This window comes from Ruegeria sp. ABV4_181, assembly GCF_056158465.1.
This window is the reverse complement of record NZ_JBSWTI010000002.1, coordinates 873,616-892,415: the sequence shown is the minus strand read 5'-3', so window position 1 is coordinate 892,415 and position 18,800 is coordinate 873,616. Positions and strand designations below refer to the sequence as shown.

General features: G+C 63.3%; 21 protein-coding genes. 11 read left to right on the top strand and 10 right to left on the bottom strand.

Annotation, left to right across the window (positions count from 1 at the left end):
• Positions 1 to 14 precede the first annotated feature (14 nt).
• A complete protein-coding gene (locus ACXAC3_RS04445; RefSeq protein WP_475157062.1) occupies positions 15 to 824 on the top strand; it encodes an SDR family oxidoreductase in 810 nt (269 codons plus the stop codon).
• A 22-nt stretch (positions 825 to 846) separates the two neighbouring features.
• Here the strand turns inward: ACXAC3_RS04445 and ACXAC3_RS04440 are convergent, their stop codons facing one another.
• The 7 genes from ACXAC3_RS04440 to ACXAC3_RS04410 all read right to left on the bottom strand — a co-directional run bounded on the left by ACXAC3_RS04440 (position 847) and on the right by ACXAC3_RS04410 (position 9,313).
• Positions 847 to 2,157, bottom strand: a complete 1,311-nt coding sequence (locus ACXAC3_RS04440) for a M16 family metallopeptidase (RefSeq protein WP_475157057.1) — start codon at positions 2,155 to 2,157, stop codon at positions 847 to 849.
• On the bottom strand, positions 2,154 to 3,494 hold the full coding sequence (locus ACXAC3_RS04435) for a M16 family metallopeptidase (protein WP_475157052.1): 1,341 nt from the start codon (positions 3,492 to 3,494) through the stop codon (positions 2,154 to 2,156). Before ACXAC3_RS04435 ends, ACXAC3_RS04440 begins: the two co-directional genes overlap by 4 nt.
• Positions 3,495 to 3,575: 81 nt before the next feature.
• Positions 3,576 to 4,094: a DUF3035 domain-containing protein gene (locus ACXAC3_RS04430; RefSeq protein WP_475157045.1), complete on the bottom strand. Its 519-nt coding sequence runs from the start codon at positions 4,092 to 4,094 to the stop codon at positions 3,576 to 3,578.
• A gap of 50 nt (positions 4,095 to 4,144) precedes the next feature.
• Positions 4,145 to 4,615, bottom strand: a complete 471-nt coding sequence (gene lspA, locus ACXAC3_RS04425; protein WP_475157041.1) for a signal peptidase II — start codon at positions 4,613 to 4,615, stop codon at positions 4,145 to 4,147.
• On the bottom strand, positions 4,615 to 6,204 hold the full coding sequence (gene purH / locus ACXAC3_RS04420; protein ID WP_475157036.1) for a bifunctional phosphoribosylaminoimidazolecarboxamide formyltransferase/IMP cyclohydrolase: 1,590 nt from the start codon (positions 6,202 to 6,204) through the stop codon (positions 4,615 to 4,617). The genes lspA and purH overlap by 1 nt, the downstream gene beginning before the upstream one ends.
• A gap of 22 nt (positions 6,205 to 6,226) precedes the next feature.
• Positions 6,227 to 7,966, bottom strand: coding sequence for a heparinase II/III family protein (locus tag ACXAC3_RS04415; protein WP_475157029.1), 1,740 nt, complete (start codon positions 7,964 to 7,966; stop codon positions 6,227 to 6,229).
• A 90-nt stretch (positions 7,967 to 8,056) separates the two neighbouring features.
• Positions 8,057 to 9,313 (bottom strand): RsmB/NOP family class I SAM-dependent RNA methyltransferase, encoded by a 1,257-nt coding sequence (locus tag ACXAC3_RS04410; protein ID WP_475157024.1) that lies wholly within the window; start codon positions 9,311 to 9,313, stop codon positions 8,057 to 8,059.
• A 90-nt stretch (positions 9,314 to 9,403) separates the two neighbouring features.
• On the opposite strand from ACXAC3_RS04410, the gene ACXAC3_RS04405 reads away from it, so the two are divergent.
• On the top strand, positions 9,404 to 9,586 hold the full coding sequence (locus tag ACXAC3_RS04405; protein ID WP_475163365.1) for a DUF1674 domain-containing protein: 183 nt from the start codon (positions 9,404 to 9,406) through the stop codon (positions 9,584 to 9,586).
• A 4-nt stretch (positions 9,587 to 9,590) separates the two neighbouring features.
• Here ACXAC3_RS04405 and ACXAC3_RS04400 read toward each other — a convergent pair whose 3' ends face one another.
• Complete coding sequence (locus tag ACXAC3_RS04400; RefSeq protein WP_475157019.1) at positions 9,591 to 10,445, bottom strand: LysR family transcriptional regulator; 855 nt, start codon at positions 10,443 to 10,445, stop codon at positions 9,591 to 9,593.
• Between the two features lie 99 nt (positions 10,446 to 10,544).
• Here ACXAC3_RS04400 and tmpA point away from each other — a divergent pair, with 99 nt between their 5' ends.
• From tmpA to ACXAC3_RS04385, 3 genes are read left to right on the top strand one after another with little or no spacing between them, the layout of a single operon-like run.
• A complete protein-coding gene (gene tmpA, locus ACXAC3_RS04395; RefSeq protein WP_475157015.1) occupies positions 10,545 to 11,681 on the top strand; it encodes a 2-trimethylaminoethylphosphonate dioxygenase in 1,137 nt (378 codons plus the stop codon).
• Complete coding sequence (gene tmpB / locus ACXAC3_RS04390; RefSeq protein ID WP_475157010.1) at positions 11,678 to 12,268, top strand: (R)-1-hydroxy-2-trimethylaminoethylphosphonate oxygenase; 591 nt, start codon at positions 11,678 to 11,680, stop codon at positions 12,266 to 12,268. The genes tmpA and tmpB overlap by 4 nt, the downstream gene beginning before the upstream one ends.
• Positions 12,265 to 12,933, top strand: a complete 669-nt coding sequence (locus ACXAC3_RS04385) for an ureidoglycolate lyase (RefSeq protein ID WP_475157007.1) — start codon at positions 12,265 to 12,267, stop codon at positions 12,931 to 12,933. Before tmpB ends, ACXAC3_RS04385 begins: the two co-directional genes overlap by 4 nt.
• Here ACXAC3_RS04385 and ACXAC3_RS04380 read toward each other — a convergent pair.
• Positions 12,920 to 13,603 carry a DUF2306 domain-containing protein gene (locus ACXAC3_RS04380; protein WP_475157005.1) on the bottom strand — a complete coding sequence of 228 codons (684 nt, stop codon included), beginning with the start codon at positions 13,601 to 13,603 and terminating at the stop codon, positions 12,920 to 12,922. The genes ACXAC3_RS04385 and ACXAC3_RS04380 overlap by 14 nt on opposite strands.
• Positions 13,604 to 13,641: 38 nt before the next feature.
• Positions 13,642 to 14,451, bottom strand: coding sequence for a 4-hydroxy-tetrahydrodipicolinate reductase (gene dapB, locus ACXAC3_RS04375; RefSeq protein ID WP_475156999.1), 810 nt, complete (start codon positions 14,449 to 14,451; stop codon positions 13,642 to 13,644).
• Positions 14,452 to 14,543: 92 nt separating this feature from the next.
• Here dapB and rbfA point away from each other — a divergent pair, with 92 nt between their 5' ends.
• The 6 genes from rbfA (at position 14,544) to rpsO (ending at position 18,717) form a co-directional block, all read left to right on the top strand.
• Positions 14,544 to 14,939, top strand: coding sequence for a 30S ribosome-binding factor RbfA (gene rbfA / locus ACXAC3_RS04370; protein WP_170562172.1), 396 nt, complete (start codon positions 14,544 to 14,546; stop codon positions 14,937 to 14,939).
• Positions 14,936 to 15,673: a phosphodiester glycosidase family protein gene (locus ACXAC3_RS04365; protein ID WP_475156995.1), complete on the top strand. Its 738-nt coding sequence runs from the start codon at positions 14,936 to 14,938 to the stop codon at positions 15,671 to 15,673. The genes rbfA and ACXAC3_RS04365 overlap by 4 nt, the downstream gene beginning before the upstream one ends.
• Before the next feature lie 82 nt (positions 15,674 to 15,755).
• Complete coding sequence (truB, locus tag ACXAC3_RS04360) at positions 15,756 to 16,661, top strand: tRNA pseudouridine(55) synthase TruB (protein ID WP_475156991.1); 906 nt, start codon at positions 15,756 to 15,758, stop codon at positions 16,659 to 16,661.
• 21 nt (positions 16,662 to 16,682) lie between these two features.
• Complete coding sequence (locus ACXAC3_RS04355) at positions 16,683 to 17,186, top strand: DUF1643 domain-containing protein (protein WP_475156986.1); 504 nt, start codon at positions 16,683 to 16,685, stop codon at positions 17,184 to 17,186.
• 94 nt (positions 17,187 to 17,280) lie between these two features.
• Complete coding sequence (locus ACXAC3_RS04350) at positions 17,281 to 18,303, top strand: calcium-binding protein (RefSeq protein ID WP_475156981.1); 1,023 nt, start codon at positions 17,281 to 17,283, stop codon at positions 18,301 to 18,303.
• A 144-nt stretch (positions 18,304 to 18,447) separates the two neighbouring features.
• The gene (rpsO, locus tag ACXAC3_RS04345; RefSeq protein WP_050605082.1) at positions 18,448 to 18,717 is read left to right on the top strand and encodes a 30S ribosomal protein S15; all 270 of its coding nucleotides are present in this window, start codon (positions 18,448 to 18,450) and stop codon (positions 18,715 to 18,717) included.
• Positions 18,718 to 18,800 lie beyond the last annotated feature (83 nt).

Below are 18,800 nucleotides of genomic sequence, written 5' to 3'. Positions count from 1 at the left end.
TCAGGGAGGCCCAAATGGATTTTACGAACAAAACCGTCATCGTCATCGGCGGCACCAGCGGCATCAACCGGGGCATAGCCGAGGCTTTTGCGGCCTCGGGGGCCAGGCTGGCGGTTGCCAGCCGGTCGCAGGACAAGGTGGACGATACGGTCGCGGCGCTCAAGGAAGCAGGCGCGGCGGAGGCCATCGGCGCGGCCTTTGACGTGCGCGACCCTGAGGCGGTGACGGAGGGGCTAAAACAGTTCCACGACGCATATGGCGATTTCGACGTTCTGGTTTCGGGCGCGGCGGGCAACTTCCCGGCGCTGACGGCCGAGATGTCGGTCAACGCGTTCAAGACGGTGGTGGATATCGACCTGATGGGCACGGTCCATGTGCTGAAAGGGGCTTATCCCTACCTCAAGCGCCCGGGGGCCAGCATCATCAATATCTCGGCCCCGCAATCCTATCTGCCCTATGAGGGTCAGGCCCATGTCTGCGCCGCCAAGGCGGGCGTCGATCAAATCACCCGGACCCTGTCGATGGAATGGGGGGTCGAGGGCATCCGCGTGAACTCGGTCGTGCCGGGGTTCATCGAAGGTACTGAAGGCGCGCGGCGTCTGGCGCCGACCGAAAACGCCCATGAGGAATTGCGCCGCGATGTGCCCCTTGGCCGCTGGGGTCAGCCGCAGGACGTCGCCAACGCCTGCCTGTTCCTCAGTTCCGATCTGGCCAGCTATATCAGCGGGACGGTTCTGGCGGTGGACGGCGCGCTGTATCAGCGCGGGTCGGGCAAGTTCGGTCAGATGATGGGGCAGATGCTGCGCAGCATGAAAAAGGGCTGAGCACCGCTCAGCCCCTTTGCTATCAGTTCGTGGTTTCCAGACCCTCGGGCTTGCCGACAACGGTAAAGTGCAGCCCCTCAGGGTCCAGCAATTCGCGGGCCACCCGGTTCACCTCATCCAGCGTCACCGCGTTCACCTTGTCGTTGCGGGTGGCGATGTAGTCGATCGGCAGGTTTTCCATCTGCATCCCGACCATGATCCCGGCGATTTGTCCGTTGCCATCGAAGCGCAACGGATAGGCGCCGGTCAGATAGGTCTTGGCGTCGTCCAGTTCCTTCTGCGTCACGCCTTCGGAAGCCGCCCGCGCCCATTCATCGCGGATCACCTCGACCGCTTCGGCAATGCGGTCATTGGCCGAGGACACCGACCCCAGATAGACCGAAGCCAGATCCTTGGGCACCAGATAGGTCGCCACGCCATAGGTCAGGCCGCGTTTTTCGCGCACTTCCTGCATCAGGCGGCTTTCGAACCCGCCACCGCCCAGAATGTGGTTCAGGACGAAGGCGGCAAAGAAATCGGGATCGTCCCGGTCAATACCCGCATGGCCGAACAGGGCCACGGATTGCGGCGTGTCGAATTCGACCACGCTGACCCCGCCGGAGATGGACACGTCGGCGCGGCCGGGGATCGACTTGCCGGTTTCGGGCAGGTCGGCCAGCAGGTTGTCCAGCAGCGCGCCCAGTTCTTCCGGGGTGATATCGCCCACGGCACCGACATATAGCCGGTCCTTGGCGAAGACATTGTCATAGGCTGTGACCACATCCTCACGGGTCAGGGCCGTGACGCTGTCGATCGTGCCCTTGCCCTCGGTGCCATAGGGATGATCGCCATAGGCCATCCGCGCAAAACTGCGCCCGGCGATGTCGTTGGGATCGGTCTGGTCCGACCGCAGGCCGGACAGAACCTGTGCCTTGACGCGATCCACCGCATCCTGATCAAAGCGCGGCTCGTGAATTGTAGTGCGCAGCAGGTCGATCACCGCGTCGCGATTTTCGGTCAGGAACTGCGCGGAAATCGAGACCGAGTCATCGGCGGCATTGTATCGGAACGACGCTGCCAGCGCCTCAAGCTCGCGCGCATAGGTCCGGGCGTCCATGTCGCCCGCGCCTTCCTCGATCAGTCCGCTCATCAGGTAAACCGCACCGCGCTTGCCCGGCTCGTCCAGCGAGGTGCCGCCCCGAAAGCGCAGTTCCAGCGCGGTGAAGGGGATCGAGTGATCTTCGACCAGCCAGGCGGTGATGCCGCCGGGGGAAGTGACCTCTTCGATCTCGATCTCTGCCCAGGCGGGCAATGCGATGACAAAGGCGATCAGGGTTGCGAAAATCCGTTTCATTGCGTCACCTCATCATCCCGCATCAGCCAGCCGGTGACCGACGCCTCGGGTTGCAGCACGTCGCGGGCGGCGGCGATGATTTCATCGCTGGTCACGGCCTGCAGGATATCGGGCCAGTCCTGCACATCCTGAACCGTCAGGCCGCTGGTCAGGGCGCGGCCATAGCGGTTGCCGATCCCGTCGACATTGTCACGGGCATAGGTTTGGGCGGCGCGCAGCTGCATCTTGATCCGGTCCAGATCCTCCTGATTGACACCCTCGGCGATGAAGTCGGCGACGGCCTGATCCATCGCCTCCTCGGCCTCTTGCAGCGAAACGCCCTGTGCCGGGACAACCAACAGATCGAAGGTCGTGTCATCCAGCGACAATCCGCGATAGAAGGCGCCGGCATAGACGACCTTCTGCTGCTCGAACTGCAGTTTTTCGTTCAGGTAGGACGTCGTGCTGCCACCCAGAAGCTCTGCCAGCAGGAACAGGGCCGCGGCCTTTTCCTGTTCGCCGGGATCGCGTTCCGGTGCCAGATAGCTGCGCTGCACGTAAGGTTGCGACACCCGTGCGTCCTTGTAGGTCAGGCGACGTTCCGCGGTTTGCGGCGGTTCCTGCGAGCGCACCCGTTCCGGCAGATCCGGATTGGCCGGGATCACGCCGTAATATTGCTCGGCCAGCGCTTTGACCGCATCCGGTTCGACATCGCCGGTGACCACCAGAATGGCGTTGTTGGGCGCGTAATGGGTCTGGTAGAAGGACAGCGCATCCTCCATGTCCAGGGTCTCCATCTCGTGCCGCCAGCCAATGATCGGCACGCCATAGCGGTGATTGAGGTATTGCGCCGCGCTCATCTGTTCGCCGAACAGGGCGCGGGGGCTGTTTTCCGTGCGTTGGTTGCGCTCTTCCAGAATCACGTCGCGTTCGGTGGCGATATCCTCATCGGTGAGGCGGATGTTGCGCATCCGGTCCGCCTCCATCCGCATCATCAGTTCCAGACGATCAGCGGCGACGCGCTGGAAATAGGCGGTGTAATCGTAAGAGGTGAAGGCGTTGTCATTGCCGCCATTGGCGGCAACCGTGGCCGAAAACTCGCCCGGGGCCAGCGTGTCGGTGCCCTTGAACAGCAGATGTTCCAGAAAATGCGCCACGCCGGACGAGCCGACCGGTTCATCCGCCGAGCCGGCGCGATACCAGACCATGTGTTGCACGACCGGGGCGCGGTGATCCTCGATCACGACAACATCCATGCCGTTGTCCAGCGTGAAAGTGGTGACCGCCTCGTGGCCATCCCCGGCAAAGACCGGGGCGGCGGCAATCAGGGCGGCAGACAAGGCCAGAGCCCGAACCATGGGGCATCCTCCGTTTCGTTTATGGTGTTCAAACTACGGTAGGGCCGCGCAGGTTCAAGGCCGATGACGGAAAGTTAAGATTTATTCATCGGCCGGAGGGGCAGAGGGCGTTTCGATCCCGGCGCGGCGCGCCGCTTCGGTCTGCACATCCGGGTCCAGTGCCTCGCGCCGGTACACCTGCGCATAGCGATCCACCTTGAACAGGCGCAACCGGGTCCAGCGGCCCTGCTTCCTGCGGAACTCGGCATCTTCGGTGTCCACGACCTGACGGGTATTGGCCGGAACGCCATAGCGGCTGGAGGCAGTGACCAGCGCCGCATCCGAAGACGGAATCGCGGTTCCGGTATTCACAGCGGCGGCATTGCCGCCCAGCGCCGCAATGGCGTCGGCCTTGGGATTCGGGTCGGTCAGGTTGCTGCCGCCCGGCGTCGGTGCCGGCAAAAACTGATAATCCTTCGGCTGCGTCAGCGGCTTGACCGGCATGACCGAGAATTCATCCGGTCCCGGCCCCGGCGCCTCAAGGTGGCGCAGGCCGATGTCGGAACATCCCGCAGCCGCAAAGGCCAATGTCACAGCAAGTATGGATCGCGGCAACCGCATCAGAGTCTCCAGCCTGTTTCAGGCGCTTTTATCCCATTTCCCCGGGCGCGTCACGAGGGCTTTTTACCCTCGAACAGTACCAATCCGATGGCCCCGGCGAAGATGAACACATCGGCCAGGTTGAACACAAACGGGTTGTTGATCCCGCAGCAGGACATGTTGAGGAAATCCAGAACATACCCGTAAAGCAGCCGGTCCACGACATTGCCCAGCGCACCGCCGATCAGCAACCCGCCGCAGATCAGCATCAGCTTTGATGGCGCCGTGCGCATCAGCCAGATCAGGACACCGGCCGAAATCACCAGCGAGATGCTGATCAGCACCCAGCGTGCGGCCTCGGAATTGCCCTGAAACAGCCCGAAATTGATGCCGCGATTCTCGCCGTATTTGAGCACCAGCACGGGCGGCAGAACGTCGATATTGCCTTCGGCCACGCGCATGACGTGAACGACCAGATATTTGCTGATCTGGTCGATCAGAAACGCGGCCAGCCCGGCCCAGAAAAGCAGCCGAAAGCGCATCAGTGACGGAAATGGCGCATGCCGGTGAAGACCATGGCCAGCCCGGCCTCGTCCGCCGCTGCGATCACCTCGTCATCGCGCAAGGAACCGCCCGGCTGGATGACACAGGTGGCACCGGCCTGAGCCGCCTCCATCAGCCCGTCCGGGAAGGGGAAGAACGCATCCGAGGCCACGGCGGACCCAATGGTCAGCGGTTGCGGCAGGCCCAGCACGTCGGCCATGCGCTCGGCTTTCTTCGCGGCAATCATGGCCGAATCCAGACGGCTCATCTGCCCCGCGCCAACACCGACGGTCGCGCCATCTTTGACATAAACGATAGCGTTGGACTTGACGTGTTTCGCCACTTTCCAGGCAAACAGCAGGTCGCGCATCTGGTCCTCGGTCGGTGCCTTTTTCGTCACGACCTTCAGGTCATCCATGCCGACAAATCCATTGTCCTTGTCCTGCACCAGCAGACCACCGGCCACCTGACGCACGGTCTTGCCGCCTGCGGTCACATCCGGCAGAGCCTCGGTCGTCAGCAAGCGCAGGTTCTTCTTGGCGGCAAAGATCGCCTTGGCTTCGTCCGATGCGCCGGGGGCAATCACAACCTCGGTGAAGATGCCGGTGATCTCCTGCGCGGTTTCCGCGTCCAGCGGCTGGTTCAGCGCCACGATGCCGCCAAAGGCCGAGGTGCGGTCGCAATCGAACGCCGCCTTGTAGGCGTCTAACAAGGTTGCACCTGTGGCCACGCCGCAGGGATTGGCGTGTTTGATGATGGCGCAGGCGGCACCCTGCGCCGGGTCGAACTCGGCCACCAGCTCAAAAGCCGCGTCCGTGTCGTTGATGTTGTTGTAGCTCAGTTCCTTGCCCTGATGCTGTACTGCGGTGGCCACGCCGGGGCGGTTGGTGCCATCGGTGTAGAACGCCGCCTGTTGGTGGCTGTTTTCGCCATAGCGCAGGGTCTGTTTCAGCTCACCCGCAAAGGCGCGGCGCTTGGGGGCTTCAAGCTGCAGCGCGTCGGCCATCCAGTTGGAGACAGCGGCGTCATAGGCGGCGGTGCGGGCATACGCCTTTTGCGCCAGCCACTGGCGGAAGCCATAGGATGTTTTACCGTAATTCTCCTCCAGCTGATCCAGTAGCGACGAGTAATCCTCGACATCCACAACCACGTTGACAAAAGCGTGGTTCTTGGACGCCGCGCGGATCATCGCTGGACCGCCGATGTCGATATTCTCGATACACTCGTCATAGGCTGCGCCTTTGGCGACGGTCGCCTCGAACGGGTAAAGGTTCACCACCAGCAGGTCGATCGCACCGATGCCGTGCTCTTCCATCGCGGCGATGTGCGTGTCGTTGTCGCGCAGCGCCAGCAAGCCGCCATGCACCATCGGATGCAACGTCTTGACCCGGCCATCCATCATCTCGGGGAAACCGGTGACCTCGCTGACGTCCCGAACCTCAAGCCCCGCATCGCGCAGCGCGCGGGCGGTGCCGCCGGTCGACAACAGCTCGACCCTACGTTCGGCCAACGCCTTGCCCAGCTCGATCAGCCCGGTCTTGTCGGAAACGGAAAGCAACGCGCGGCGCACGGGGTGAAGATCGGTCATGGGTCCAAAGGTCCTTTTGGCGTCAGTCAAACTCGGGCTCGTCCCGGTGCAGATCGCGCACGGCATAGGCTGTATCCTGTGCCTTGCTCAGCGTCCACCGGATGCGCGTCGCATACTCCATTGCGCGCCCGGATAGAACGATCTGTTTTGTCGCGCGCGGCTTCAGACGGCCCTTTTCAAGATAAACGCTTGGTTCAACAGACAATTTTCCAACGCCATCATGACGGAATACCCAGATTTCACCGCTTTTGAGCGCCATCGACACCGCAGCGCCGCCCAGATCAATGGCGGCATCCACGTCGGGGTGCAGGTGAAACCGGATGTCAAACCCGATGCCGTTCAACCCAGAAGCGTCCAGCGCCTTGTCGAACTGCCGCTTGGATTTGTCGGTGGCGGTCAGCAAGATATCCTCGACCGCAAGTTCCCGCCCGTCAAAGCGCAGCTCGAACGTCCGGGCATGGGTCAGGCCAAATACCCGGGCATAGCCGTCATGCCCGACCATGAACCGTGTACCTTCGAACGCCTCTTCGAAATCGACCGGCACCTCTTGCGGGGCGTCGACCAGCGCCTCCTTTTCGGTGCCGGGTGTCGGGGCGGCCAGCCGGGCGCTGGAATAGCCATCCAGACACAGCGTCGAGTGCGAAGGCGTCGCCCGCCCGGCCCGCCGCCATTCGGACCCGAAGCTTTCACCGGATCCGCAATTCACGATCAGCGGTCGACGCCCCGAGGTCAGTTCAAATGCCAGGCTTGAGGCATGCGCGTTGAAGGACGCCGCGCCCCTGGGGGGCGGGCTGGCATCCACGATGATGCTGGTCCGGGCCGCATAAAGCCGCGCATATCCCATCGCCAGACCCGAGGCGTGATGCGGCCTGACCCCGCTTTGCGCCAATGCCTGATCCAGCCGCCCCTCGACCCCGCGCCCGCCGCCGTGGAACCGGGCCAGCGCGCCGTCGGAATGGCGCAGGCTGCGCAACGTGGGGGCCATGCGCTTGATCGCGTTGGCCTGTGCGCCGGGCGTGCCCCGCCCCAATTCGCTGAGCGCGGCCGAGGTCCAGGCCAGCAAGGTGAACACCTCAAGCAGTTCTTCGGGGTTGCGGGTGGAAATGCCGCCCTGCTGGTCGATCTGCCTGTCGCATTCGCGCGCCAGCGCACGCAGCGCCGGATCGGCCAACCGCTCCTGCCCTTCCAGCGCCAGCCCGGCCTGCACCAGACCGGCCAGCGCCTCGAACCTGGGCAGTCCCGGCGTGGCCGCGTGCCAGCGTTTGGACAGGAACCAGGTCTGCTGGGCCAGGGCCCGAAAGAACAGCGCGCTTTTCTTGTCATCGACGCCGCGCAACAGAAACGCCGCATGGTTCACCCAGCGCATCACCCGCCGCCCGGTCAGATCCGGTGCCCAGCCCGCCCCCTGCCCACGGCCATGCGCATCGATCCATCCCCAGACCCAGCGCTGGGCTTTATCACGCGCCCGCATGTCGCCTACAGCGGCCAGATCGTCCAGCCAGGCAAAACCGTGGCGTTCACTGTCGAACCCCGTGCTGGGGGCGGCGACATCCCAAAGGCCGGTGTCCTGCGCCTCGACCAGATAGCCGGCAAACAGCAGGTTGCCCGCCACCAGTTGCCGTCCGCGCGCAAAGGATCCGATGGTGCGCGGCTCGGGCTCGCCGACGAAACCGGTCGCCGCCTTGCGCCGCTGGCTGAGCCGCGCGTAGAGACGGTTTTGAAACCGCGTCCACCGGTTTGACATGGTATCTGAGTTCGACATGCCGCTCGTTACTCTGCCCCTTGCGCTCTGCTGGCGCCTGAGACCCAACGATAGACCGCGCTGATCGTCAAGTCATCGAAAAGCGTGCGCTCAGCCGGTTTTGTTCAGGCAGGCGATGTAGAAGCCGTCCATGCCGCCGCGATCCGCCCAGTAATCGGGGCGCAGGCGCAGGCCGCCCTCTTCGGTGATCCAGTCCGGGTCGACTCCGGCGATCTTCAGGGCAGCGCGATCCACCGTCATGTCGGGATACTGGTTCAGCGCCTCTTCGATCTGCACCTCGCCTTCGTCCGGCAGCAGGGAACAGGTGCAGTAAACCAGCCGCCCGCCGGGTTTCAGCAGGGTCCAGGCATGCGCCAGCATCTGTGCCTGCAACTCGATCAGCCCGCCAAACTCGGACCCGTCTTTGGCAAAGGGTAGATCCGGGTGGCGGCGGATGGTGCCGGTGGCGGAACAGGGCGCATCCAGCAGGATGGCGTCGTATTGTCCCTGATGCTCCAGAGCGTCGCCCGCGATCACCTCTGCGGTCAGCCCGATGCGTCTGAGGTTTTCACGCACCCGCTCCAATCGCGAATCCGAGATGTCCAGCGCCGTAACCCCGGCCCCGGCGGCGGCCAGTTGCAGCGTCTTGCCGCCCGGCGCGGCGCAGAGGTCCAGAACCTTCTCTGTTGTCTTCGGGGCCAGAACCCGCACCGGAATCGCGGCGGCGGCGTCCTGCACCCACCAGTCGCCCCGGTCGAATCCCGGCAGGCCGGACACCTGCCCGGCATCTAGTATGCGCATCGACCCTGTCGGCAGGACCTCGCCGGGTCCGGTCGCGCCGGGTTTCAGCGTGATATCCAGCGGTGCACCGGCAAACTGCGCCCGTTCCATGCCAGTTACAGCCTCGGCGCCCCAGGCCATGATCAGCGGATCGCGCAGCCAGTCGGGCAGGCGCGGCACCCGCATCTTTGGCCAGGCGTCGGGGCCTTCGGCGGCCACTTTGCGCAGCACCGCATTCACCAGACCTTTCAGCCGCCCGTGCTTGCGCGACCGGCCGACGATCTCGACCATCGAATTGACCACGCCATGCGCGGCCTCGCCGTGACACAGCTCGACCGCGCCAAGACGCAGAGCGTTATGCACGGTCAGGGCCGGTGTCCGGTTCAGGTGATTGTCCAGCAGCCGGTCGGCGCGTTCCAGCCCGCGCAGGGTTTCCAGTGTCAGGCGTTGCGCCCGGGCCCGGTCTTCGGGCCCCAGACGATCCAGCGCACCGGCGGCCAGACATTCGGACAAAAGCCGCCCTTCCCCCAATATCTGATCCAGCTGGTAGATCGCGCTGCGTCGCGCCGCTGTTGCGTTGTCGGACATAAAAACCGCCTTTGCTGTGACCCTCGCCCGCATTGCCAAGGGCGGACGGGGGCGTATATCAAGCCCATGCACGGAAAGGAACCCGATGTCATGAGTGACGACCGCACAGACCTGCCGCCCGCCGCCCGGCGCGCATTGGCCGAGGCCGCGGAGCGCCGCCGTAAGGCCAAGGCCGAGGCGAAGGAGATGCCGAAAGAGCTGGGCGGGCGCGACGGCCCGGACCCCGCCCGTTACGGCGACTGGGAAAAGAAGGGCATCGCGGTCGATTTCTGAACGCTCATCCCCGCAGCGCCGCCAGAAAGTCGTCAATCAGCGCGCGCTGCTTTTTCGAGCGCAAGCGGTCTTCGGGCCAGGTCAGCCAATAGCCTTCGCGCGTTACAAGCTCGGGCAGATCCAGCCGGCGCAACTGACCCGTCTGGACATTGCCTGCCGCCAAAGGCACAGACCCCAGCACAACCCCCATCCCCTGACGCGCCGCAGCAATGGCATGTCCCATTGAATCGAAACTGACGCGCGACGGCGGCAAATCCGAAATCCCCGCGTGCCGCGCCCAATCGCGCCACCCCGGACGTTCGCCTCGCTGATCGACCAAGGGCGCACCCCATTCCACAACCGGGGCGGCCATGGGAATCAGCACTTCCTGCGCGATCAGGGCAGCCTCGCGCCCGGGCCAGACGCCACGCCCATAGCGGATTTGCAGCCAGGTCTTTTCTTCATCCAGCGACGACCGGCGGGCAACGGAATCGGTCATGAGGCGAACCTTGGGGCGCAGTTCCTGAAAGCGGGGGATGCAGGGCAGAACCAGCGCATAGATATGCGACGACAACCCGGCCACCCGCAGCTCGCGCGGGGACTTCCCGAACAGATCCTCGGTGTTGCGTTCCAGCGCCTGCAGACTGTCCTGCACCAACGGCAGATAGCTTTCGCCTTCAACCGTCAGCGACACGCCCCGCGCCTCGCGCACAAACAGGGTGCGCCCCAGCCACGCCTCAAGGTTGCCGATCCGCTGACTGACCGCTGCCTGCGTCAGGCCGAACTCCCGCGCGGCGGCGGAAAACCCGCCCAACCGCCCGGCCGCTTCGAACACGCGCAGCCAGTCCAGCGGCGGCAATCCGATCTCTTTCTTAGCCATAAGTTTTTCCAAGCCTCAGCAGAAAGAAGGATTAATTGTCGTAATGCCACGAAGCGCGTATTTGCTCAACCAAAGCCCGCGCCGAACAGGAGACCGCCCATGCTGCGCACCGCTACGTTTGACCCGTCGGTCCTGACGCTGGAATTTGACGACGGAACCCGGGCCCGCTTTCACGCCATCTGGCTGCGCGACAATGCGCTGGATGCGGAAACGCGCGCACCGGGGAACGGGCAACGCCTGATCACCATCGGCGACATCCCCACGGACATCTCGGTCAGCGCCGCCGAGGTCGTGAACGGCGATCTGTGTGTCACCTTTCAGCCCGAAGGCAAGACCGTCGCTTTCCCGTCCGCCTGGCTGGCCGACCATATCTATGACCGCGACCACAGCCGCCCCATGGGCCGCACCGCCCCCGGCATCAGCACTTGGCAAAGCGGTATGGACGCGCCCAGTGCCGACTGGACTGAGGTGCACGCCAATCCAACCGCCAAACACGACTGGCTGGCGGCTGTGGCCAAATTCGGTTTTGCCAGGCTGACCGGCGGCCCGACCGAGCCGGAATTGCTGCTGAAAGTGGCCGATCTGTTCGGTTACGTCCGAAAGACCAATTATGGCGCCTATTTCGAGGTCCGGACCGAGGTGAACCCCACCAACCTCGCCTATACCGGCCTTGGCTTGCAGGCCCATACCGACAACCCCTATCGCGACCCGGTGCCGACGCTGCAAATCCTCTATTGCCTGGAAAACAGCGCCGAGGGCGGCGAGTCCATCGTTGTGGACGGATTCCGCGCCGCCGAGCGCCTGCGCGACCAGAATCCGGATGGTTTTGCCCTGCTGGCCGGTTACCCCGCGCGCTTCGAATACAAAGGCGCGGACGGGGTCTGCCTGCGGTCGCGCCGCCCGATGATTGAACTGTCGCCGGATGGCGAATTGGTTGGCATCCGCTTCAACAACCGCTCGACCGCACCGCTGGTGGATATCCCGTTTGAAAAGATGGAGGCTTATTACGCCGCCTATCGCCAACTGGCTGCGATCATTGATGACCCCGCCATGGGCGTGTCGTTCAAACTGGAACCGGGCGAAAGCTTCATTGTCGACAATACCCGCGTGCTGCATGCGCGGCTGGGCTATTCCGGCACAGGCTCGCGCTGGTTGCAGGGCTGTTACGCCGACAAGGACGGGTTGCTGTCGACGCTGGCAGCAATGGACATGGATCAACCGGAGGCAGCGGAATGAAACCGGATTTTTCGACCCTGAACCGCGACAATATCGTGGATTTCATCGGCGACATCTTCACCCGCCGGGGCAGTGAGGAATATCTGGGCGAGCCTGTCACCATGGCCGAACACATGCTGCAGGGCGCGACCATCGCCGAACAGAACGGCATGTCCGAAGAAATCATCGTCGGCGCGTTGCTGCACGACATCGGCCATTTCACCTCAGAATTCGGCAGTTATCACCCGGATGACACCGAGGACCGCCATCACGAAGATGCCGGGGCTGCGGTGCTGGAACAGTTCTTCCCGTCGGTCATCACCGATTGCTGCCGCTATCACGTCGCGGCCAAGCGCTATCTCTGCGCCACCAAGCCGGAATATTTCGACCGCCTGTCCGAAGCCTCGGTCCATACGCTGGAACTGCAGGGTGGCCCGATGAGCGCGGATGAAGTCGCCGAATTCGAGGCAAATCCAAACCTGAAAGAGATCGTTCAGGTCCGCTATCTGGACGAGGCCGGCAAACGCCCGAACATGGAAACCCCCGATTTCACCCATTTCGCGCCCATGGTGCAGCGCATGGTCGACAAACATGTGGGCACGCCATGAACGCGCCGGAATACATCTTTGAGGCCAGCACCAAACCGTCCCTGCCCTGGCACGAGGTTCCGCTTATTCGCGCTACTGACACATCGGTCAAAGGCTATGGCTGTCTGGTCGACGACCCAGAGAGTTTTGAAATCGAGATCGTGCGCTGGCCGCAGCAGGGCTGGCGCCCCATCGACGAAGGTACCGGCGACGAAGGCGGCTGGGTCGAAGGCACGTTCCACGGGGAATGGAAGGGCGACGTGTTGTATGGCCGGAACGAGGCTGTCAACGGCCATTATGTTCTTGGCTGGTCCACCGACCCCCAACAGGCGCAGGCCAGCCGGCAAACCGCACCGCGCGATCAGGTTCTGCTGTGGCACATGAACTATCACCCTGATGGAGGTCAGATGTTCTGGCCGCTCGACAACAAGCCCTTCATCATCCCCGCCGCCCTGCCCGGCGATAACCTGACGCCCGATAAAGTGGTGGCGTTCTGGTGTGACGGCTCGCGTGGTCTCTATATCCACCCCGGCATCTGGCACGAGGGGATTTTCCCCGTCGAAGACGACCAGCGCTTCCTCGACCGGCAGGGCCGGGTCCACGCCCGGGTCAGCGCCGATATCGGGAAAGAGTTCGGCGTTTATCTGGCCTGCCCGCTGCGGGTGGACCGGATCAGGGATTTGTGATCAGCGCGCCCTGATGGGCGGAACGCCGTCGAGATATCCAGACCTGCACCGCCAGCAGATAAGGGATGAAAAACGCGAAATTCTGCACAAGGTCGAAAGGGCCCGAAAAATCGGGCGCGGACCACAACCCGCCGGTCAGCAGATACCAAAGCGTGTAATGGACCCGGTAAAGCCAGGACCCCAGCGCCAGCCAGAACAGCCGCAATCCCCAGGCCCAGTGCCCCGCGCGGTTCCCGTCCAGCGCCATGCGCGCCACCATCAGCGCGGCCGTGAACAAGCACAGCCCATACAGGAAGAAGGCGGCAGACATCACCGGCCCCCCGATCGTGCCGCGCAGGGGAATATACACCATCCCGGCCAGCCCCGTGATCAGCGCCAGCGTGATCAGGCCCTTGCCCAACAGTTGGTGAAAACGGGTGAATCTTTGCCGAAGTGCCATGAGCAGTTGCAGCGGGACCAGTGCCACCAGCAGCGTACCGGTCAGGATATGCAGCATCATCGCCGCGTTGCCGACCCTCTGACCGTCGGCGAATAGATAGCTCTGCCGGGCGGCATCATCTGACAGCCCGACCCCGATCATGCCGAAACCGTGCGTCAGAAACGGCAGCAGCGTCAGATAGAACACTGCCAGTAACAGTCCGGTTGCAAGGCGCGCCGTCAGGGTCCGCATATGCAGAGCTTAATGCCGGATGACGATCCGTCTATGCCCTACAGCCCCAACACATCTACCATGTCGTACTGACCAGGCGACTTGCCTTGCCCCCACAGCGCCGCTTTCAGCGCACCACGGGCGAATATGGCGCGATCCGAGGCCAGATGGCGCAGCACGATGCGTTCGCCGGGGGCGGCAAACAGCACATCATGCTCGCCCACGATGTCGCCGCCGCGAATGGCGTGAAAGCCGATATCGCCGCGTTTGCGCGCGCCGGTGATGCCATCGCGACCCCGGTCGGACACGTCGGCCAGCTTGACCCCGCGCCCCTCGGCGGCGGCCTCGCCCAGCATCAGCGCCGTACCGGATGGTGCATCAACCTTGTGGTGATGGTGGCCTTCGATCACCTCGATGTCGAAATCCTCATCCAGCGCCGCGGCGACCTTTTTGGTCAATTGCACCAGCAGGTTGACGCCAAGACTCATGTTGCCCGCCCGCACGATCACCGCATGACGCGCGGCCGGTTCCAGCGCGGCGATCTGTTCGTCGGTCATGCCGGTAGTGCCGATCACATGCACGCACCGCGCCTGTGCCGCCAGCGCGGCGAATTCCAGCGTTGCCTCGGGCGCGGTGAAGTCGATCACCGCCTGCGCCTGCGCAAACGCCTCCAGCGGATCCTCGGTGACTTTTACGCCCAGCGCCTGCCCACCCATCGCCTCGCCTACATCCTGACCGATCCAGTCATGGCCCGCGCGCTCGACCACGCCGACCAGACGCGCCTGATCGCTGTCGGTGACGGTCTTGATCAGCATCTGCCCCATACGGCCCGAAGCCCCTGTGATGACGATCCCCGGAATATGGGTCATTGCGCTGGTCCTTTTTGTATAAGTCGGCTCAAAGCCTCCTACCCGGTTCGCGCCCGCTTGGCAAAGCCCGGCTTTGGGCTTAGATCGGGGATATGGCAAAGAACAAATTCCACGATGGCCCCGGCCCTTCCCAACGACAGCTGCGTGTCGGCGAACTGATCCGTCGCACCCTGTCCGAAGTTCTGGCACGCGGAGATGTCCACGACCCCGACCTGAACCGCATGTCGATCACCGTGGGTGAGGTCCGCACCTCGCCCGATCTGAAGATCGCCACCGCCTATGTGCTGCCACTGGGCGGTAAAGGGCAGGAGGATGTGATCGAACTGCTGGCCCGCAACAAGGGCGAGTTGCGGCGCATGGTCGGCAAGAAGGTCGGCCTGAAATTCTCACCCGATCTGCGATTCCGACTGGATGACACGTTTGATCGGTTGGACGACACACGTCGCATGTTCGATCAGGACGCGGTGCGCCGCGATCTTGACGAGTGATAAGGGCTCTGGCCACGCTGGGCGCGGTCCTTTGGGCCGCGCAAGCCTCGGCGGTCACTTGTGAAAAGCTGACCCATGAGGACAAGCGGTACACGATCTGCGAGGTGGATGCCGCCAACGAAGACCTGCGCCTGTTCCTTCATGACGCGAATGGCGAGCTGCTGGGGCATTTTTCGACGGTGAACGAGGCGCTGACCCCCAATGGCAAGCGTCTGGCCTTTGCCATGAATGCCGGCATGTATCACGACGACCGCTCGCCCGTGGGGCATTACGTCGAAGAAGGCGACGAGATCATGCGCGTGATCCCGAACCCCGGCCCCGGCAATTTCGGCCTGTTGCCAAACGGCGTGTTCTGCATCCGCGATGGCCGCGCCGATGTGTTCGAGACGCTGGATTACGTTGCTGAGGCCCCGGTCTGCCGTTTCGCCAGCCAATCCGGCCCGATGCTGGTGATCGACGGCGCGCTGCACCCGCGTTTCCTGCCCGATTCGACCTCGCGCTATGTGCGCAACGGGGTCGGCACCAGCGCGGACGGCACCCGCGCGGTGTTTGCAATCTCGGATGATTACGTCACTTTCCACGAATTCGGCAGCCTGTTCCGGGATGTGATCGGCACGCCGAATGCGCTGTTCTTCGACGGCAATATCTCACGCATGTATGACCGGGCCAGCAACCGGTCCGATGTCGGGTTTTCGCTGGGCCCGATTGTGGGCGTGGTGCAGGATATTCCCTGACGGCCCGCAGCCCCGCATGCTAAATTGACAGTGCCCGACCGATCCGTTAGGTCGCGCGCCTCAGTAAGATTCAAGGTGCAAGATGGGACGCAAACGCAAGGGTCGCGACATTTCCGGTTGGCTGGTGGTGGACAAGCCTGCGGGCATGACCTCGACGTCGGTGGTCAACAAGGTGCGCTGGGCGATGGACGCCAAAAAGGCGGGCCATGCGGGTACGCTGGACCCTGAGGCGACCGGCGTTCTGGCGGTGGCTTTGGGCGAGGCGACCAAAACCGTTCCCTATATCACCGACGCTTTGAAGGCCTACACTTTCACCGTGCGTCTGGGTCAGGCCACCAACACCGACGATGCCGAGGGTGAGGTGATTGCGACCAGTGATGCGCGCCCCTCGGATGACGACATCAAACAGGCGCTGAGCCCGTTTCTGGGTGAGATCATGCAGGTCCCGCCCAAGTTCTCGGCCGTGAAGATCGATGGCCAGCGCGCCTATAAACTGGCCCGCGATGGCGAGGACGTCGAACTGACCGCCCGCCCTCTATGGGTAGAGGAATTGGTGCTGGTCGACCGCCCTGACGAAGATCACGTTGTGTTGGAGATGACCTGCGGCAAAGGCGGCTATGTCCGCTCCATCGCCCGCGATCTGGGCGAAGCGCTGGGGTGTCACGGCCACGTCAGGGAACTGCGCCGCATCTGGTCCGGACCGTTCGAGGCCGAAGACGGGCTAAGCATTGAACAAATCGACGAGATGGCCAAGACCGAGGCGCTGGACGACTACCTTCATCCGCTGGAAATCGGCCTCGCCGACCTGCCCGAGCTGAAATGTACCCCCGAAGGTGCCACCCGCCTGCGCAACGGCAATCCGGGCATGGTGCTGGCCTCGGACGTGGAATATGGCGATGAGGCCTGGGCCTCGTTGGACGGCAGGGCCGTCGCGGTGGGCATCTACAAATCCGGCGAATTGCATCCCCGCCGGGTGTTCGTTGCCTGAGTGCCGTGTTAGGCGGGTGACATGATCACCCGAACGCATACCAAGGGCGACGCGCCCTCGACCGCCATCTATTCCGACTGCGAGAAGTATCGCTACAGCCTGACCCGCGTGTGGGATCCGGCGGGGCAAAAGGCGCTGTTCGTGATGCTGAACCCCTCGACCGCGACCGAGGTCCAGAATGACCCGACGGTGGAGCGCTGCGAACGCCGCGCGCGGGCGCTGGGGTTCGGTGCATTTCAGGTGACCAACATCTTTGCCTGGCGCGACACCGATCCGCGCAAGATGCGGGCGGCGACCGATCCGGTGGGTCCGGCAAATGACGCCGCGATTCTGGATGGCGTTGACTGGGCCGATCAGGTCATCGCCGCCTGGGGCGCCCATGGCGCGCATCTGGACCGTGGGCCGGCTGTCGAAACCCTGTTGCGCGGCACCGGCCAGCCGCTGTTCCATCTGGGGCTGACCAAGGCCGGGCATCCAAAGCACCCGCTCTACATCGCCTACACGCAGCAACCCGAGGCGTGGTGACAAAAGGTTAACCACGAGGTCAACCTGGCTTTGACCAGGCGTCTGAATCCATGGGATATTTCACCCTCGGAGCGATGCGTTCACGGAGGGGCCCATGTTTCTGATCGGATTGCTGAGCCTCGCGGCCGTCGGCGGCGCGGCCTACGCCATGAGCGACGCGTTTGTCGCCGATGATGACCCGGAAGACGACGACATCGTGGATGATCAGCCCGATGAAATTTCCGAAGGCAACTTTCTGGAGGTCGGCGAGAACATCGAAGACCCCGTCGAGCCGGACAGTTCCGGCCCTTCGACCGGCACTGTCATCTCTGAGTTCCAAGGCGATCTGGTCATTGCAGGTAGCGACGATGCGGACGACCTGACCGGGCAGGATGGCAACGACCAGATCAACGGCTACGCTGACGATGACAGGATCGACGGCGGTGCCGGCGACGATGTGCTGTTTGGCGGTGACGGCATGGATATCCTGACCGGCGGGCAGGGCGACGATGTTCTTCACGGTGAGGGTGGCGATGACCAGTTGGAGGCGGGCGAAGGCGACGACGCCCTTTATGGTCATTTCGGCGCAGACCGACTGGACGGTGGCAAGGGGGATGACGAACTCTTTGGCGGTCAGGGCAATGACGCGTTGTCTGGCGGCGAAGGCGACGACGCCCTGCAGGGCGGGTATGGCGACGATGTGTTGGAGGGGGACGCGGGCGCGGATGCCCTGTTCGGCGGCGATGGCGACGACAGGTTGTCGGGCCATGACGGTGCAGGCGCGCAGGCGGTGGATTTCCTGAATGGCGGTGCCGGTGACGACACGATTCTGGCAGATGGCGGCGACATTGTCACCGGCGGAAGTGGCGATGATGACATCGTTCTGGACCCCGACGCAGAAGACGAAGCCGTCACCGTGATGGATTTCCAGCCTGGTCAGGACAAGCTGCTGATTTCCTGGGACGGTCAGGAAGACCCCGATATCCGGATTGAAACGGACACCGAAAACGAGAACCTGACCCATGTTCTGATCGACGGGCAGGAAGTGGCTCACCTGCTGGGGGCCGGAGGCTTGACCGCGGACGATATTCAGCTGATCTCAGACGGAGAACTGGCGCAGCTCAACAGCTTTGGCTGAGCCGGCAGAATCCCTTTGCCATTTGTGGGAAATGCGCTTATACGCGCCCATCCGCATCGGAATCGGTGCGGTTTTCTCCATGGGCCTGTGCTGGACGACATCCCGGCCTGCGCCATTCACTCTAACCTTTTAAAGGAGACCCCGATGTCGATCACTGCCGCTGATAAAGCACGCGTCATGAAAGAATTCGCAACCAAGGACGGCGACACCGGTTCGCCGGAAGTCCAGGTTGCCATCCTGACCTCGCGCATCAACACCCTGACCGAACACTTCAAGACCCACAAGAAAGACAACCACGGTCGTCGCGGTCTGCTGAAGATGGTTGCCCAGCGTCGTAAGCTGCTGGACTACCTGAAAGGCAAGGAAGAAGCGCGTTACCAGGACCTGATCAAAAAGCTGGGCATCCGCCGCTAATCGCTTTTTGGTAAGTAATCTACGCCTTTTGCGCCCGCCGATCCGGCGGGCGTTTTTTGTTCCGGTGCTTAGGTCCATAACCG

What these genes read in the sequence shown, in the direction of transcription:
- ACXAC3_RS04445 (WP_475157062.1), top strand. Translation starts at nt 15, where the DNA reads ATGGATTTTACGAACAAAACCGTCATCGTCATCGGCGGCACCAGCGGC.
- ACXAC3_RS04440 (WP_475157057.1), bottom strand. Translation starts at nt 2,157, where the DNA reads ATGAAACGGATTTTCGCAACCCTGATCGCCTTTGTCATCGCATTGCCC.
- ACXAC3_RS04435 (WP_475157052.1), bottom strand. Translation starts at nt 3,494, where the DNA reads ATGGTTCGGGCTCTGGCCTTGTCTGCCGCCCTGATTGCCGCCGCCCCG.
- ACXAC3_RS04430 (WP_475157045.1), bottom strand. Translation starts at nt 4,094, where the DNA reads ATGCGGTTGCCGCGATCCATACTTGCTGTGACATTGGCCTTTGCGGCT.
- lspA (WP_475157041.1), bottom strand. Translation starts at nt 4,615, where the DNA reads ATGCGCTTTCGGCTGCTTTTCTGGGCCGGGCTGGCCGCGTTTCTGATC.
- purH (WP_475157036.1), bottom strand. Translation starts at nt 6,204, where the DNA reads ATGACCGATCTTCACCCCGTGCGCCGCGCGTTGCTTTCCGTTTCCGAC.
- ACXAC3_RS04415 (WP_475157029.1), bottom strand. Translation starts at nt 7,966, where the DNA reads ATGTCGAACTCAGATACCATGTCAAACCGGTGGACGCGGTTTCAAAAC.
- ACXAC3_RS04410 (WP_475157024.1), bottom strand. Translation starts at nt 9,313, where the DNA reads ATGTCCGACAACGCAACAGCGGCGCGACGCAGCGCGATCTACCAGCTG.
- ACXAC3_RS04405 (WP_475163365.1), top strand. Translation starts at nt 9,404, where the DNA reads ATGAGTGACGACCGCACAGACCTGCCGCCCGCCGCCCGGCGCGCATTG.
- ACXAC3_RS04400 (WP_475157019.1), bottom strand. Translation starts at nt 10,445, where the DNA reads ATGGCTAAGAAAGAGATCGGATTGCCGCCGCTGGACTGGCTGCGCGTG.
- tmpA (WP_475157015.1), top strand. Translation starts at nt 10,545, where the DNA reads ATGCTGCGCACCGCTACGTTTGACCCGTCGGTCCTGACGCTGGAATTT.
- tmpB (WP_475157010.1), top strand. Translation starts at nt 11,678, where the DNA reads ATGAAACCGGATTTTTCGACCCTGAACCGCGACAATATCGTGGATTTC.
- ACXAC3_RS04385 (WP_475157007.1), top strand. Translation starts at nt 12,265, where the DNA reads ATGAACGCGCCGGAATACATCTTTGAGGCCAGCACCAAACCGTCCCTG.
- ACXAC3_RS04380 (WP_475157005.1), bottom strand. Translation starts at nt 13,603, where the DNA reads ATGCGGACCCTGACGGCGCGCCTTGCAACCGGACTGTTACTGGCAGTG.
- dapB (WP_475156999.1), bottom strand. Translation starts at nt 14,451, where the DNA reads ATGACCCATATTCCGGGGATCGTCATCACAGGGGCTTCGGGCCGTATG.
- rbfA (WP_170562172.1), top strand. Translation starts at nt 14,544, where the DNA reads ATGGCAAAGAACAAATTCCACGATGGCCCCGGCCCTTCCCAACGACAG.
- truB (WP_475156991.1), top strand. Translation starts at nt 15,756, where the DNA reads ATGGGACGCAAACGCAAGGGTCGCGACATTTCCGGTTGGCTGGTGGTG.
- ACXAC3_RS04355 (WP_475156986.1), top strand. Translation starts at nt 16,683, where the DNA reads ATGATCACCCGAACGCATACCAAGGGCGACGCGCCCTCGACCGCCATC.
- ACXAC3_RS04350 (WP_475156981.1), top strand. Translation starts at nt 17,281, where the DNA reads ATGTTTCTGATCGGATTGCTGAGCCTCGCGGCCGTCGGCGGCGCGGCC.
- rpsO (WP_050605082.1), top strand. Translation starts at nt 18,448, where the DNA reads ATGTCGATCACTGCCGCTGATAAAGCACGCGTCATGAAAGAATTCGCA.